A 17,263-nucleotide genomic window follows, 5' to 3' on the forward strand; every position below is an offset into this window, starting at 1 on the left:
ATTAAAGTGGCACTTGGATATATTTAGAACACATATAGGTATAAAAATACTGTCTTTATTTATTAAGTATTTTGATTGAAAAAACTAATGTTATCTCCCCATCCATCCACCGTCAACCAATACAATTGATCCGTGCATGTAAGCTGCAGCTTCAGATGCTAAAAATACTGTTGGTCCAGCAAAATCGACTGCATCACCCCAGCGACCTGCAGGAATACGTGATAGAATTGATTCAGATCTAACCGGGTCGTTTCTTAAGGCTTCTGTATTGTCTGTTGAGATATATCCTGGAGCAATAGCGTTTACATTTACCCCTTTTCCTGCCCATTCGTTAGCAAAAGCCATTGTCATTTGACCTATTGCTCCTTTACTAGCAGCATAACCAGGTACTGTTATTCCACCTTGGAAGGTTAATAAAGATGCTGTGAAAATTACTTTTCCAGAACCTCTTGCGATCATATCTCTTCCAAACTCTCGAGTTAAAATAAACTGTGCATTTTGATTTACTTCAATTACTTTATCCCACATTTCATCTGGATGTTCTGCTGCGGGTGTTCTTAAAATGGTACCAGCATTGTTTACTAAAATATCTACTTGCGGGTGGTCTTTTTTTACTTCAGCAATAAATTTGTACAATGCTTTTCTATCTGAAAAATCACATTGATAAGCGCTAAAGTTTTTACCTACTGCTTTTATGGCTTTTTCAACAGCACTTCCTTCTTTTTCTAAAGATGCAGAAACTCCGATAATATTTGCTCCGGCTTCAGCTAAACCTATTGCCATAGCTTTTCCAATTCCTCTTTTACAACCTGTTACTAAGGCTGTTTTTCCTTCTAAACTAAATTTATCTAAAATACTCATTGTTTTATTTTTTTAATAAAGTGGTTCCTTGATTAGGTAAGGAGTAATACTTTTAATTGTTATTTGTTAAATTTTAAAGGCTACAATCCATTAGTACTTTCATTCCATCAGGTTTTTTATCAATGTTTTCAAAAACTTGTTGAATATTAGATAATGGTTGAACATCTGTAATCATTTGTTCAAATGGTAATTCGTTTGCTGTAATTAATTGGATTGATTTTTCATAATCTTGTTTTTCATAAACACGCGCACCAATAAGGCTCAATTCTTTCCAGAAAAACTTAAAAAGATCTACTGGTTTTTTCTCTCCATGAATAGCTACCATTAATATTCTTCCACGAATACCAGCAACTTCACACATTACATCTAGCGTAGGTTGTACACCAGCAACTTCAAATACTACATCGGCTCTACGGTTTTCTGTTTTGCTTTTTACATATTCTACTAAATCAATATCCATTGGATTTACAGCGTCAAAACCTAATTCTTTTGCTTTTGCAACACGTTTAGGATTTACTTCTGAAACAATTACTTGTGCACCTACTTCTTTTGCAACCATAGCGACTAATAATCCGATTGGACCACCTCCTAATACTACTGCAGTTTCTCCTTTTACAAGTCCACTTCTACGTACATCATGGGTTGCTACAGATAAAGGTTCTATTAGTGCTGCTAATTTTAAATCTGTTACAGCCTTTAATTTGTGTAGAATAAATTCAGGAACATTCCAATATTGTTGCATAGCGCCTTCACTATCAATACCAACAAATTTTAAGTCTTCACAGATATGATTAAATCCTTTATCTGAAGGTTTTACCAAACGATCATCTAATGGACGAACTACAACTTTATCTCCGACCTTATATTCAGAAACTCCTTCGCCAATAGCGTCGATAATCCCTGACATTTCATGTCCAATTGTTTCTGGCATTTTTACACGTTTGTCCATCATACCATGGTAAATATGAACATCAGTTCCACAAACACCCACATAAGCCACTTTAATTCTAACTTCTCCTTTTTTTGGTGCTTCAATATCCTTTTTTATTACAGTGAAGGTTTTATTACCTTCATATTGTGTTGTTATCATTATTTATATGTTTAATTTATTTTATACTAATTTCAATATCAGAAGTTTCGAACCCATCAACTTTTGCACTTACAATTACTTTTTCAGCTTTATCCAATGCCTGAATAATTAATAAAGTTCTTCCATTATGAGTGGTATTTTTATTTGTTTGAAATTTTTGAACACTCTTTATCCAACCATTATCTACACCTAATAACTTAGCATTTCCTTTTATTTCAAAAGTAATTTCTTTGTCATCGGTAAAAACTGGATTCCCTTTTTCATCAACTAGCTGAGCTACAATATGAGCTACATCGTAGTTATTAGCATTTATTGTTTTTTCTTCTGAAGTAAGTTTAATCCCGGTTGCAGTTTTTGCTGTGATAATTTTACTTTCAATTGCTACTCCATCTTTTTTTCCTTTTGCAACTAGGGTACCTTCAATAAAAGGAACTCCCCATTTGTAGATATGATCTTCAAAATCAACTAATTTTTTTAAACCTAATGATTGGTTGTTTAAAAACAATTCGATTTCTTCACAATTTGAATAAATTTCAATTGAAATCATTTCACCATTATTATAATTCCAATGGTTATTAACATCTTGCCATTGCCAAAGTGCATGTTCCCATTTTTTAGGATCTTTAGCTACAATATTTCCATTTGCATCTATTTTATTGAGTGATTTTTCAATGTTTTGTGTTGTAATTTTTAGAGTTGGTTCTTTACTCCATAATGATTTCATCATATAATAAGAGCCTCGAGGGAATCCAGCAGTATTTAACAAGCCTGATGGTTGTACACGCACCGGCCAAGGATCTCTAATTTCACCCATATAATCAATTCCAGTCCATAAAAATGTACCCGATATAAATGGACGTTCTTCAATAGCTTTCCATTCATGATATTGCGGTAAATTTTCAGTACCCATAATTACTTTATCCGGATAATTTTTATGGCCATAATCATATAAAACTCTTCTATAGCTATAACCTACAATATCAAGAGCGTCACTATAACCCGACAAATGACTAGAGGAGGGTAAAATGCAATTTGCAACTACTGGTCGTGTTTTATCTAACTCTTTTGTCCATTTAGCTAATTTTTTAGCAGTACGTTCTATACTGTATTTACCTTCTGGATAAGTATCCAATATTTCTTTAATTTTTTCTTTTGAATGTGGTGGTTCAGACCAAAAATAATTCCCATTCCAATCCATATTATCAAAAAAACCAGTTGCAGCAGCATTTTTTGGATACGTCCATTCGATTTCATTTCCAATACTCCATTGTATTATTGAAGGATGATTTCTATGGCTTAACATGATATTTTTCAAATCTTTTTCGGCCCAATTTTGAAAATATTCAGTATAACCTCTTGTTATATAATCTGTACTTTTACTTTCTTTTTGATTAAATCTTTTATCTTTTGGATAATCCCACTCATCAAAAAATTCATCTTGCACTAAAAATCCCATTTCATCACATAGGTCTAAAAATTCTGATGAAGCTGGATTATGTGATACTCTAATTGCATTTGTTCCACCATCTTTTAACGTTTGAAGTCTACGCTTCCAAACTCCTTTTGGCACAGCAGCACCAACTAAACCAGCATCGTGATGCAAACAAACTCCCTTTATTTTCATGTTCTCTCCGTTTAAGAAAAAACCTTCGTTGGCGTCAAACAAAATACTTCTTATACCAAATTTTGTAATGTAAGAATCAACTACACTACCTTCCTTTATAATTTCAGTAATTGCTTTATACATACTTGGAGTGTTAATTCCCCAAAGTTTTGGATTTACTACCTCAATTTGTTGAATTAAAGTCTCTAAAGAATTTTTATCTAAAGTTATGGTACTTTCAGCAACTCCTACCTCTTTATTATTTTCATCAAATAGTGTTGTTTTAATAATTGGATTTTCAATTACATCAAAATCATTTTTAACTTTTATATCAATTTTAACTGTTGCTTTATTTTCTGAAACATTTGGAGTAGTAACAAAAGTTCCCCAAACAGGAATATGAAGTTTGTTTTGTGTAATTAAATCTACTTTTCTATAAATTCCAGCCCCAGAATACCAACGACTATCTGCATATCGTGTATGATCTATTTTAACATCTATAGTATTGTTTTCTCCATCTTTATTTAGATATTCAGAAATATTGTAATAAAAAGGAGAATAACCATATGGGTGAAACCCTAATTTTACACCATTTATGTAAACTTCAGAATTGTTGTAAACACCATCAAAATGAATATAAGTAACTTTATTTTCATCAAATCTTTGATTAAATGTTTTTTGGTAATATCCATATCCTTTACCTGCTAAGTATCCTGTTGCTTGGGCGTCATATGCTAGTAATGAATCAAATTCACTTTCTACTACCCAATCATGAGGTAAATTTAATTTTCTATATTTATTTTTTGGAATGGAGTTTATTTCTTCATTTTCTTGAGATAAATAAAAACCCCAATCTAAATTAAAATCATCACAATTGTTATTCACCTCATCGATTTGATTATTGCAACTTACTAATAAGAAACCTAGAAAAAATAACAAGGTTAATTCTATTCGGCATTTTAATTTTAACTTATTCATTTACTGAGTATTAATTTCGTTTGTAATTGTACTTTATTTCCTTTAGAAGCACTAATCATATAAATGCCTTCTGGTAAAAAAGAGACATCGATTTTTTCTTCTAAAACTTCTATTTTTTTTGTTTTTAATAAAACCCCATCTATAGAATGTATAAATAACTCACCACCAATCATATCTTTAGAAGTAGAACAAGTTAAGTTTCCCTTAGACGGGTTTGGATAAACTTTTAAACCGTTTTCTAAAAAGACATTTTGTTCGAACATATTTGAACATTGTTTAGAAGCAGTTACAGTAATTTTATTTGTTCCAAATTGTATTGGTAATTCAATTTTTTTTTGTGTTGTACTTGTTTTAACCCCATTAATTGTTATTTCATAAGCATCACTCCCTTTTAAACTGAGTGAAACAGTTTTATTTATGGCATTAATTTTTGATACTACAGATAATGCTTCTGGCTCATTTATTTGAAGTTTAAATGAGGCTATATAGCCTGGAAACTCAGGAATTGATATTTCAATAGTATAAAAACCTGATTTTAGATTATTAACATTTAAGGTGTCAGAAAAACTAAACTTCTCATTATAACCTTCACCTGCTACAGTTGCAAAATAATTTAATGTTTTAGTAGTAGCTATTGCTATTTTACCATTATTTTCCCCTCTACAAGTTACACTTGTGGTTTTTATTTTATAATTATCATCCGAAATATCACTTACTTTATCTTTACGAATGTCATTACTAAATTCAAAAACTCGCATACTAACACTACTAATATGCCCTCCAGTATCATTAAATTGAACCGTAACAGTATTATTTGTCTCTAAAAGATTATATGGAACAGGTATTTCTAATACTCCAAAAAACTGAGCTCTATCTGCTTGATCATAACCTCTCCAATTTGAAGGAACATCAATTACTGTATTGTTAAATTTCACAACAGGATTTAAAGATTTACCATGTGCTCTTCCGAGACCTAGCCGTAATATAGCTTCACCATAATTCCCTTTTAAAACACCATTTATATTAAACGTTTGTACAGTGTTTTCGGTAATCGGTTTTAAATAAGAGTTAGCATAATATTTAATTTCATTTGAAGTTTCATCAATAACAATGTCTTCTTCAAAAGTATATTCTAAAATCATAGTTGACTCAGCTCCAAGAATTATAGAATTAGTATTAGTAATAGGCTCCTCAATAAGTATTGGAAAATTTCCGTTTAATGTTAAATGCTTTTTTAAAATATTGGTAATGGAATTATTGTTTGAATCAAACAATTCTAAATCAATGGTTTCTTCCTTAAAATTTAAATTATTTAAAATAATATAACCTTTATTTCCATCTACATAGGCATTAACTTGGATATCTAAATTATCTGAAGTTATATCAACTCTAGTACCACGAACATTTTTCCATAATTGATAAAATTTAACCATATCTGTATATACCCATTCTCCAGTATAACTTTCTGGTTCATTCGCTTTTCTCATTAGCCTATGGTTATATGGAACTCCTGTAGCACTATTATAACCCCATTCTGCTTTTACAATTATAAAATTAATTGCAGAAGCAACTACATTTGGGCGTTCTAAAAAAGACATTAATTGTGAGTTACTTGCCTTAATATGTAACCAATCTCTATATGGACTCCATTGTTCTTGTGCATAATCATGCATTTGTGCCCCATATTCTGAAACCACAATGGGCTTAACTTTGTTAAAAAAAAGCATGCTATAATGCTCCATCATATCAAAAGTGGCTTCAATATTACTTCCAGAACGCAAATCTTTTTTACCATTATTAATAGAAGGAAAATCATATAGATGTATAGAGAAGAAGTCCATATTATCACCTGCAACATCCATAAAAAGTTTATCTCTATTTTCCCAACGTTTAAAATCTCCAACTTCAAAATCAGGAAATGCAGCTGTATATCCTCCAATTTTTAAATCAGGAGCTTGAACCCTAATTGCTTCAGCTACTTCGTTATGAAATTCTGCTATCTCTTGTAAAGAATTAGAATAATCGTTTTTACCACCCAAGCTATGATAAGCAGGTTCATTAATAATCTCAAGAAATAAAGGTTTTTTCTGACCATTGGTTCCATGAAAATTATTAATATAACGTCCCATATATTCACCTGTAGCAGTAGCATTTGCCAAATACCAACCTTGGCTTGTTGGTTTTTGATCTGTTCCTGTCCAAAAAGGATTTAATTGACCTGCTATAACAAGGCTTTTTCTATCTTCATATTTATGCAGCGCAACATTACTTTCAAAATTACTTCTTGCATTAGCTCCTTTACTTATAATTTCAGAAGGATCTACAAAACCAGCTCTGTCTGGATCTTGTTGTATGTTATTTAAATTCCAAGTAATTCCTCCAGTATCTCTTCCTAAATAAACATCGTAACCGTTTAAAAAATCATTTCTTAAATCTGAAGTAAAATTAGAACCATCCCATTCATTTTCTGTTTGATTTGCATGTATTGAAATAAATTTTGAGCGATCAAATATTGAAATAGAATCTATAGTATGTTTAACATTTAAATTAACATCTACTCTAATTTGAGAAAAAAGATTTGATGTAATCAAAATCAAACATACATATATAAAAAAATTTCTAGAAATATTCATTTTATTCACCTGTATTATAATTGCCATACAAAATTGACGAAATAATGGTTATAAAGGAATATAATTAACTAGACAGAAACTGTACAGTGTAAAATTCTAATAGATTTAAACTAGACAAATAATAACAACCGTTTAAAAAAACCACTTAAAAATCGCATAACCTAAAAACAGCAAAACACTTTAATACACTATAAATCATAACATTGTATTATTTTTATTTTATAAATAAACAATTTAAGTTAAATTTAAATTATTTAATAAGAAAAAAATTAACTAGCTTTTATTATATTTAACAAAACATCTACCTAGATTATTATGAATAATATTAAAACAATTATTATACTACTAATTACTATTTACTTCAGTAATAAAATTCATTCTCAAAACACAATGACAGATAGTAAAATATATCTAAAAGCTGTTTCTCTAAAGAACAAAAATCCAGATAGTGCAGCTTTTTATTTTAATATAGGCTATGAAACTCGTTTAAAAGAAAAAGACACGTTAAATGCAATCAACTATTTAATTGAGTTATCTGATCTTTATGCGCATAATGTAAATTACGGTAAGTCATACGATGGTTATTGGGAAGCACTTTTACTTGCAGAAAAATCAAATGATTTAATTTCTATTTCACGAATATATCAATCTCTAGGATGGCTATATAGCTTTTACAAAAGAGATGATGAAGCTCTAAAATATTTTAATTTATCAATAAATATTCAAAAAAAATTATTGAAAGAAGATAATACCGAGCAAAATAGAGAATTGCTTCAAAGTAATTATTTCTCCATATTAAATGTTCATCGAATTAATGGTGATTTTAAAAAAGCAAAAGCATACTTAGATAGCTGTCGAAAGGCTAGAAAATTTAATGGAAAAGAACTAACAAAAAGTTACTACCTAACTGCAGAACAAGGTTTTTTAGAAGCTACAGATAAAAATTTTAAAAAAGCTTTAAAATTACTTAATGAATCTAAAGATTATTTTGAGAAAATTGATAAATCCTATTTAGTAATTATCTATGACCTATTTGGTGATGTATACAGAAGAATGGGTGATAATAAAAAAAGTATTGAAAGCTATAAAGAATCTTTAAATATATCTAACACCTATAATAGGCATTTAAACTATAGATTATTTGATTATGACGCGTTGGCATCATTATATTTTGAAGAAGGCAATATTGCCGAAGCATATCATTATTTAAAACTCTCTAAAGAAGGCAATGAAGAAATTTTTGGAGGCAAAAGTGAAAACAACAAACATTTATTAGAAATTAAAGATCAGTACAGACTAGAGAAAGACAGGCAACAGAAACTACTCAACCAGCAAAGAATCACAAAATTAGAACACGAAGACAAAATACAGATGTTGCAATCAATTATATTAGTAGGCTGTATTATATTTATAGTGTTATATGGGTATATTTTTATTCGTTATTTAAGAAATAAGTATAAAAATGAAAAAAGAATGTTAGAAGAAAAACAGCAGCTTAAGATTCAAAAACAAAACGAAATTTTAGAATTAAAAAACAAAGAATTAACTGAAGCTGCTTTAAGACTTATTGAAAAAGATGAATTTATTTCTAACCTAAAGAAAAAACTATGTAATTATACTGGAGAGTTAAATACTAGCATTATAAAAAGAATGTTAAAATCTATACAAGGAGGTCCAAATAGTAATTGGAAAGAATTTGAAGCTCGATTCACAGCTATTAATCAAAGTTTTTACGACAAATTAAATATGCAGTTCCCTAACCTAAGTCAAACAGATCAAAAAATTTGTGCTTTAGTAAAATTAAATTTTCCAAGCAAAGATATGGCTAAACTACTTGGTATTTCAGTTGAAAGTGTTCATACTTCTCGTTATAGACTTAGAAAAAAACTAGGTCTAGAAAGAAATGACAACTTAGAAGAGTTTATAAATAAATTTTAAAACTCAACATTATTAGTAATTATTATAATTCAAAAGTCTATTCTAGAAATAGTTTTAAAAAATTAATAACCACAGCTTTAACCTATTAAAAACCTAAAAATCAATAGATTAAATTCAGTAAATTGAGTTTTTGTCTAGTTTTTTATTAAAAAAAACAAATAAAAAAAAACATTTGTCTAGTTTTCATCTAGTATATTTAGAATAGATTCTTGTTAATTGTGTTCATATTTGTTACTCAAACTTTAAATAATATATTAGTATGAAATTTAAATTACTTGTTAATTGGAAATCTAAAACATATATAATAACAACCCTGTTATTATTAAGTTTTGGTTTAATTCAAGCTCAAAAAACAGTAACGATTAAAGGAACTGTTACAGGTGAAGGTGGTCCTTTACCTGGGGTTAGTGTTCTTGAAAAAGGGACAAATAATGGAACTACAACAAATTTTGATGGAGTTTACGAAATTAAAGCTAATGCAAATAGTATATTGGTATTTAGCTACATTGGATTTAAAAATTCAGAAATAAATATTAACGGTAAATCAACTATTAATGTAGAACTGATTACTGATGTTTCAACTCTTGATGAAGTTGTTGTTGTTGGGTATGGTACTCAAGCCAAAAAAGAAATCACAGGAGCCGTAGTTAATATTGGTTCTGAAACTATTGTTAAACAAGCTACAGCGGATTTAGGTACTGCTCTACAAGGTCAGGTTGCAGGTGTTAATATACAAGCAAGTAGTGGACGACCTGGAGATGCTGCAAATGTTCAAATTAGAGGGTTAGGTTCTATAAGCTCAGGTGCTTTAGGCCCACTATATGTTGTTGATGGAATTCCTTACCAAAACAACCCAAATATTGCTACTGAACAAATAGAAAACGTTGACATATTAAAAGATGGTGCAGCTGCATCAATTTACGGAACAAGAGCTTCAAATGGAGTAATCTTAATTACTACAAAAAAAGGAAAAGAAGGTAAAATGAAAATAGACTTCTCTACTTATGCTGGAATTCAAAATATCACTTCTGGAACTCCTTTAATGAATACGCAACAACAAATGTATTCTGAAGAGGTTATGCTCGAAGCTCTAGGAAGAGATCCCTTAATTTTCTTCTTTAATCAAAAAGCTTTAGATTACGATTCTGATTTTGTTGGAGACGTTCAAAACAATAATGCTCCTATTCAAAATTACAACCTTTCAATTTCAGGTGGTGTAAAAAACTTAACTTTAAATTTTAACTCTAACTACTTTAATCAAGAGGGAGTATTAATTAATTCTGGTTTTGACCGTTTTACAAACAGACTGACAGGTGAATTTAAAAAAGGAAAATTTAAAGCATTTGCTACAATGGGTTTTACTCAAGAAAACAGAGAGCAAGAACCTTGGGCTTTATATGAATATGCAATAGCACAAATGCCTTGGCAACCACCTTTAAACGGCCTTAATTCTAATGCAGAAAACAGCGTTGTAATACCCGTAAGAAATGCTATTCAATACAGTTACTTATCTAGTCAATTAAAAAATGAAGATAATAGAGAAGTAAATAGTTCTAATTTAGCATTAAATTTAGATTTTGAAATTTTAGAAGATTTTCACGTTAAAGCAAACCTTGGAAAAAATACTTGGAACTACGATAGAAAATTTTTTAAACCCCAATATTTAGTTTATAATTTAGATGGTACTTTCAACCCAACCGCATCTACACCTAATGCTCAAGTAAACCAAGATTATATCTGGAATAGTAAAGAAACACTTGAAACTATGCTAACTTATAAGAGAAGTTTTGGAGATCATAATTTAGATCTTTTAGGTGTAATTTCTTATGAAAGATTCAATAATGAAACCTTAAATGTTGGTGGTATATTTAGCGAAGAAGCTAATAATGAAATTAATAATATAGGATCTGTAAGTGAAGGTTTTAAACCTTCTGGAACTGAAGAAGAAAGTACTATTAGCGGTAAATTATTAAGAGTTCAATACAATTACAAAGGAAAGTATTTATTCTCAGGAAGTTACAGAAGAGATGGTTCATCTAAATTCTCTGAATCTAATAAATATGGTGATTTCTACGGATTTTCTGGCGGTTGGAACCTACATGAAGAAAATTTCTTAAGCAATTCTAAAACTATAAATGCCCTTAAATTAAGAGCTAGTTGGGCTCAAGTTGGAAATCAAGATATCCCATCATATTCATATACTCCTGTTATAGAGTCTGGTATTAACTATCCTTTCGGACCTAATGAAGAATTAAATTACGGTGCAATTCAGAGAAGATATGTTGACCCTAACATTAAATGGGAAACTACTATTTCTTCGAATATCGGTATTGATTTAACAATGTTAGACTATAGGTTAAATTTCACATTAGATTTATATAAAAATGATAAAGAAGATATGTTACTTCAAGAAAGGCTTACTCCTTCATCAGGAACATATCAACCAAGAGCTATTGGAACATATGATGTAAAAGTAATTAATGCAGGAAATATGATAAATAAAGGTTTTGAATTCGCTGCTAGTTGGAAAGATGAAACATCGTACGGCTTAAATTATAGTATTACTGGAACTTTTACTATGAATGATAATGAAGTAACTGATCTTGCAGGAATTGAAAGAGGTTTTGCAAATGGTAGACCAGTAGTTTCTCTAGGTGAAAACATAGATTATACAACATATCTTGCTAAAGGTTATGAAGCCGGGGCTTTCTTTTTAGTTGAAAATGCAGGAGTTATTAAAACTCAAGAACAATTAGATGCTTATAAAGTAATTGACGGAAGTGCTCAGCTAGGTGATATGATGTACATAGATCAAAATGGAGATAATTCTATAGACGATAATGATAGAGTTTATTCAGGATCAGGTCAATCAGATTTTGAAGCTGGAGTAAATTTAAACTTAAGTTACAACAATTGGGATTTATACGTACAAACATACGGTACTTATGGTTCAAAAATTTATAACGGAGCAAAACTATATGCTTACCAATTAGGTAGACATAGTGATCAATATTATATGTGGACTCCTCAAAACCCTATGTCAGACATACCTACAAATAGACAAAATTCTTACCATAACAATGTGAGAGCTAGATCTGATTATTTCTTAGAAGATGGATCTTACTTTAGAATTAGAAATATTACGCTTGGTTATTCATTTGCAGAATTACTTAAAGACTCAGGAATTGAAAACTTAAGATTATATGCAACAGCAATGAACCCTTTAACATTTACTGAATACTCTGGATATGATCCTGAAGTTGGAGGTGATGGTATATTTACTCGCGGTGTTGATAGAGGAAACTACCCTGTAACACGTCAGTTTACATTAGGTCTTCAACTAAGCTTTTAATCAACTTTTAAATTTTAAATATTATGAAAATATTAAAAAATATAAAACTACTCTTCTTAAGTTCACTTCTTTTAATAGGATGTAATGAAGACGAATTTTTAGAACAAATAAATCCAAATGCAACAACTACTGATACATTCTGGGGTTCCGAAAAACAGTTTAATAGCGCTCTCACTACTGTTTATGGAGCTCTACAATTTCAAAACATTAGTGGAGGAGAATTGCAATATGAAATGATTTTAGGTGATATTGCTGGAACAGAATCTTGGTATAGACCTGCTGCATTTAGAAACCTTACATACAACGACGGAAGCTATTACGTTACAGACAAATGGAACGAACTATATATTGGTATTTTTAGAGCCAATCAAGTAATTCAATATCTTGAAACTGCAGATGAAAGTATTTTTAATAATACTAACAAAAACGAAATCGAAGGTCAAGCAAGATTTTTAAGAGCGTTCTTTTATTTCCAATTAGCACACACTTATGGTGGTGCGGTAATTCACGAAAAAGTAGCAGAAACTAAAGAAGACCTATTAAAACCTTTTTCTTCTATTGAAGAGGTAACCAACACTATTATCTTACCTGATTTAAAATTTGCTCAAGCTAATTTACCAATATCTTGGAGTAACAGTACAGATAAAGGTCGTGTTACATGGGGAGCTGCCACTTCTCTACTTGGTAAAGTTTACCTATTCGATGAAAAATGGAATGAAGCTGCCACACAATTTAATGAAGTAATTACAAAAGGTAATTATAAATTAACCGCTGATATTATGGATAATTTTACTGACTTAAATGAGTTTAATGAAGAATCAATTTTTGAAGTTGCATATTCAGCCGAGCTAAATCCTGGAATTAATGGAGAAGCAGTTGATGATAATACTTACGAATCTGGAGCAGAAGCATCTACTATGGCTAGAGCATTTGGACAATTAAATTATGGAGGTTATAATACATTATTACCTTCATACTTCTTACATGAATTGTATACAAGTGACGAAGTAGACCCTACAAATGGAATAAATAATGGAAATACGCAATCTAGAAGAATGACTGCAAGTATCTGCCCAAAAAATGGAGAGAGTTTATATTACAATATAGAACTGGATAGTCCAGATGCTAAAGGTTGGGCTTTTGGTCAAAGTGCATATATCAAAAAATTCACAAACTGGTATCATTTAGATGCTGAAGACAGTCAAAGTAGATCTGGAATTAATTTCAGACATATACGTCTAGCAGATGTTTACTTAATGTATGCAGAAGCTGTTCTTAATGCAACTGGAGATTATCAAACTGCAATTACCTATATAGATAAAGTTAGAAAAAGAGCAGGTGTTAAAACCATACAACAATACCTAGATGAAAATGGAGGTACCTTTCCTCAGCTACATATAAGTAAACAAGTACATGGAAATAGACCTTACGTTACTGCTTCTACTGAAACCATAATGACTCATTTAAGAAGAGTTGAAAGACCTTTAGAATTAGCTTTTGAAGGACACAGATGGAAAGATTTAGTAAGATGGGGTATTGCACAAGAAGTATTTGATGAATTAAGAGCTGACGAAATATGGAGAGAAAACAATAAAGAATTGTTAGAAATTGATGAAGAAGGAATTGCCCCTTTATACATTAAAGAAAGAATAAGACCAGACTTTATTTTGTCTTCTACTAATTATACTCCTAGTCAACATAATTATTTACCAATTCCAACACAAGAAGTACAAACAAATTCAGAACTATAAAAATAGAAAATTATGAATTTTAATAAAATAAAAAAATATATCTGGTTTCTTGCAATAGCATCCTTATTCAATGCTTGCGATGATTCCAATGAATTAATACTTAACGAACCTAACCACAGAGTAGTTTATACTTCTGAAATGGATTTTCAAAATAAAATTCAAGTAAATACAGATATAACTTTTGGAGACGCTTCTTCAGGTGTGCAATCTAGAACTTGGACTTTTCCTGATGCAGATGTTGAAATTGTAGGTGCTAATAACAATAGTACCTCAACAAAAGAAACTGTTAAAGCAATTTTTAATAAAGTTGGACAACATGATGTAAAATTACATCAAGTTTTTAAAGGAAATGCCTATTCTGGTATTAATTTAATGGGTAAAGAACTAGACACTACAATTGTTGTTACAGTATTAGGTGAAGTTATAACTAACATTCAAGCAAATTTAGTAAACAACGATGGTAGTTTAGGAGATGCGTTAATAATGGCTGAAAACCAAGAAAATGAAGTAACAGCTAGTAAAACTGTTAGATATACATATAGCGTAGACGGAGAACCTGAAACATTCGATTGGACATTTGATGGTGGAGACCCTGCAACATCAAACTCTAGTGAACAAGAAATTGATATTAAATATAAAAGAATGGGGTCTTATGATGTTAGATTTATTGCTGCTAGAGCTAGGCCGTTTGGTGGTGATACAATTGAATACAAAAACCTTATAAAAGTTATTGCTTCAACAGACCCTGTAGATTTAGAAAAAATAACCGAAAAAGATGGTCTTATTTCTTTAATATATAGTAGAGAAATGGATGCAACAACATTAAATAAAGAACAATTCTCGGTTACAATAGAAAATGATGGGAATATTATAACACCTTCAATTTTAAGAGCTTCTGTAGATTCAGAAGAAGCAAACATTGTTTTACTTGAGTTAGATGGAGAATCAATTTATAATGATGATGTTGTAAAAGTTTCATATACCCCTGGTTCTTTACTTACACTAGATGCTGTTGCTGCTGACGCTTTTACTGATAAAACTTTAGAATTTACAAAAACAAATATCTTAGATGGACAATCTGATTACGATGCAAGTTTTGAAAATTCTACTGATGCAAACTGGCCATATATGTGGTGGGGAGGAATTTATGAAAAATATACTCTTCAAATAACAGATGAAAAAGCACATGATGGTAGTAAAAGTGCTTATATAGAAATGGAACCCAATGGAGGTATGATTATTGGTCATAAAAATGCTGCTGGAGATCAAATCACATTCCCTGTAGAAGCAGGTAAAGATTATGAAATTGGAATTTGGGTTTATGTTGAAGATTTAGGAGCAAACGAACCAGCAGGTCTTACACCTGATTTAAGATTTTTCTGGTTTCCAAATACTAATTGGAATGTTGGTCCAAATCCATTGTTTTCTGATGATTTTAAAACAGGAGAATGGGTATATAACTCTACATTTGTTCAATTTTCCGAAACAGGTGACAAAACATTCCAAATTAGAGGTTATAACCAAGAAAACTCAAAAGCATTAAAATTTTATATGGATAATATTAGTATAACTGAGGTTAAATTAAGACCTTAATAAATAATATTTTTTTTAAGGTAAATTTAAAAGTCGTCCTAAATTATATTTAAATATAATTTAGGACGACTTTACTTATTTTAATAACATAAAATCTAAACTTGGAAAAAGTCATTTATCAAACTTTTCTATTTATTACTATTAAAAGGAGAAAACAAATAGCCTCTTCAAAATTACTGATAAAATGTATGTGGTTTGTGTAGTTTACTAAAATAATGCAAAAATATTTCACCACGCTTTTTATAATAAGTTTTAACAATAATGAATAGTTATTTATCATAAATTACAAATCTAAACTATCATATAAAGACAAGTATAAAAAGAACCAGAGATACATTACACATCAAAAACACTATCCAAATACTATGCAATAGTATAAACTATCTTTTTATAAATAGTATCAGCATTCCTAAAAAAGTATGTATAAAAAACAGACAAAATAAAATATATCATGTTTTTTATAGATTGATAACCTATTACAATTTTATTTTAGTCTAAATCAATTTTCTTCTGTTTAATTACTTCTTTTAATTCTTTAATTCTTTTTTGAATTAAAAGTTTTCGAACTTCAATGATAGTTCTTGTTTCATCTTCTAATTTCCCCTATACTTTACTCTATGTTTAAATTTTGGTTTTACTAATCATTATAATATTTCCCCTCTTTTAAACTATACGTTTTGTCAACAAAATGACCTTTTATAACTATAAAACATTTTCTTTTAATAATAAATAATAAACACCGTTTAATCCTATTATTTTTAAAAAGTATAGGATTTTTATTTTTACTATATTTTCTTTTGAATCGGCTTTAATTACAATTGGCAGTATTTCATTTTCAGATACTACTAATAGTTCTGATTTATTGAATTTAAGTTTCATATTATTTGTTTTTCTTATTAATACAGAAAAAGCAAAAAGGTAACCATTGGCTGAAAAAACTATTTTTTAGTCTTGTGGAAATTAAATAATTTTATTAAACTCTACATTTGTTTTACTATCGAAGCATAAAACAATAAGCTTATGCTTGCTCCTGAACCTAAAAAAAATATTAGAATTTTAACTGCTCTACAACTGTTAATAAATCATGTACTTGTTCTGGGTAAAGCAGACCTCCATAACGAAAAACTACCTGATATTTATTATCTAATAAAACCCAGTTAGGGAAACTTATGTTTTCCGAATTATTTAAAGCAAAAACTAAATCATGGGTGCTTTTTCTATTTCGTTTAGTATTACTTTGAAATATATAATTGTTAAAAACAATGTTATCTGTACTTTCACCATCGAACTCTACATAATAAAAATCATCGAGTTTATTTTTAAATTTTTTGTTTTTACGAAGTTGTTTTTTTTGAACCTTACAATACTGACACCAATCTGTAGACATAAAAATAAGAATTGGTTTAGCCTCAACCATCATACTACTGTCTATCTTTTTAATTTCTATAGGATTTATCTGTGCTT

General features: G+C 29.7%; 10 protein-coding genes. 4 read left to right on the forward strand and 6 right to left on the reverse strand.

From position 1 onward, the window contains the following. Positions 1 to 90: 90 nt before the first annotated feature. From MHL31_RS06015 to MHL31_RS06030, 4 genes are all read right to left on the reverse strand, one after another. Positions 91 to 855: an SDR family NAD(P)-dependent oxidoreductase gene (locus tag MHL31_RS06015; protein WP_240228862.1), complete on the reverse strand. Its 765-nt coding sequence runs from the start codon at positions 853 to 855 to the stop codon at positions 91 to 93. Positions 856 to 934: 79 nt separating this feature from the next. After that, complete coding sequence (locus MHL31_RS06020) at positions 935 to 1,951, reverse strand: zinc-binding dehydrogenase (protein WP_240228173.1); 1,017 nt, start codon at positions 1,949 to 1,951, stop codon at positions 935 to 937. A gap of 16 nt (positions 1,952 to 1,967) precedes the next feature. Further along, positions 1,968 to 4,532 carry a glycoside hydrolase family 2 TIM barrel-domain containing protein gene (locus tag MHL31_RS06025; protein ID WP_240228174.1) on the reverse strand — a complete coding sequence of 855 codons (2,565 nt, stop codon included), beginning with the start codon at positions 4,530 to 4,532 and terminating at the stop codon, positions 1,968 to 1,970. Beyond that, positions 4,529 to 7,129, reverse strand: coding sequence for a T9SS type A sorting domain-containing protein (locus MHL31_RS06030; protein WP_240228175.1), 2,601 nt, complete (start codon positions 7,127 to 7,129; stop codon positions 4,529 to 4,531). The genes MHL31_RS06025 and MHL31_RS06030 overlap by 4 nt, the downstream gene beginning before the upstream one ends. A 351-nt stretch (positions 7,130 to 7,480) precedes the next feature. Between MHL31_RS06030 and MHL31_RS06035 the strand changes: the two genes are divergently transcribed. From MHL31_RS06035 to MHL31_RS06050, 4 genes are all read left to right on the forward strand, one after another. Continuing rightward, on the forward strand, positions 7,481 to 9,103 hold the full coding sequence (locus MHL31_RS06035) for a tetratricopeptide repeat protein (protein WP_240228176.1): 1,623 nt from the start codon (positions 7,481 to 7,483) through the stop codon (positions 9,101 to 9,103). A gap of 259 nt (positions 9,104 to 9,362) precedes the next feature. After that, the gene (locus MHL31_RS06040) at positions 9,363 to 12,455 is read left to right on the forward strand and encodes a TonB-dependent receptor (protein WP_240228177.1); all 3,093 of its coding nucleotides are present in this window, start codon (positions 9,363 to 9,365) and stop codon (positions 12,453 to 12,455) included. 23 nt (positions 12,456 to 12,478) lie between these two features. Next, entirely contained in the window at positions 12,479 to 14,206 is a 1,728-nt protein-coding gene (locus tag MHL31_RS06045) for a RagB/SusD family nutrient uptake outer membrane protein (protein WP_240228178.1), read from the forward strand. Positions 14,207 to 14,218: 12 nt separating this feature from the next. Continuing rightward, the gene (locus MHL31_RS06050) at positions 14,219 to 15,799 is read left to right on the forward strand and encodes a hypothetical protein (protein ID WP_240228179.1); all 1,581 of its coding nucleotides are present in this window, start codon (positions 14,219 to 14,221) and stop codon (positions 15,797 to 15,799) included. A gap of 702 nt (positions 15,800 to 16,501) precedes the next feature. Here MHL31_RS06050 and MHL31_RS06055 read toward each other — a convergent pair. Both MHL31_RS06055 and MHL31_RS06060 read right to left on the reverse strand, forming a co-directional pair. After that, positions 16,502 to 16,678: a hypothetical protein gene (locus MHL31_RS06055; protein WP_240228180.1), complete on the reverse strand. Its 177-nt coding sequence runs from the start codon at positions 16,676 to 16,678 to the stop codon at positions 16,502 to 16,504. A gap of 169 nt (positions 16,679 to 16,847) precedes the next feature. After that, positions 16,848 to 17,219: a thioredoxin fold domain-containing protein gene (locus MHL31_RS06060; RefSeq protein WP_240228181.1), complete on the reverse strand. Its 372-nt coding sequence runs from the start codon at positions 17,217 to 17,219 to the stop codon at positions 16,848 to 16,850. Positions 17,220 to 17,263: the final 44 nt, after the last annotated feature.

The sequence above is a fragment of the Lutibacter sp. A80 genome (assembly GCF_022429645.1).
Lineage (GTDB): Bacteria > Bacteroidota > Bacteroidia > Flavobacteriales > Flavobacteriaceae > Lutibacter.

Excerpts from the sequence above, each read along its gene's own strand:
- MHL31_RS06055 (WP_240228180.1), bottom strand. The coding sequence starts at position 16,678 with ATGAAACTTAAATTCAATAAATCAGAACTATTAGTAGTATCTGAAAAT.
- MHL31_RS06025 (WP_240228174.1), bottom strand. The coding sequence starts at position 4,532 with ATGAATAAGTTAAAATTAAAATGCCGAATAGAATTAACCTTGTTATTT.
- MHL31_RS06050 (WP_240228179.1), top strand. The coding sequence starts at position 14,219 with ATGAATTTTAATAAAATAAAAAAATATATCTGGTTTCTTGCAATAGCA.
- MHL31_RS06060 (WP_240228181.1), bottom strand. The coding sequence starts at position 17,219 with ATGATGGTTGAGGCTAAACCAATTCTTATTTTTATGTCTACAGATTGG.
- MHL31_RS06020 (WP_240228173.1), bottom strand. The coding sequence starts at position 1,951 with ATGATAACAACACAATATGAAGGTAATAAAACCTTCACTGTAATAAAA.
- MHL31_RS06035 (WP_240228176.1), top strand. The coding sequence starts at position 7,481 with ATGAATAATATTAAAACAATTATTATACTACTAATTACTATTTACTTC.
- MHL31_RS06040 (WP_240228177.1), top strand. The coding sequence starts at position 9,363 with ATGAAATTTAAATTACTTGTTAATTGGAAATCTAAAACATATATAATA.
- MHL31_RS06045 (WP_240228178.1), top strand. The coding sequence starts at position 12,479 with ATGAAAATATTAAAAAATATAAAACTACTCTTCTTAAGTTCACTTCTT.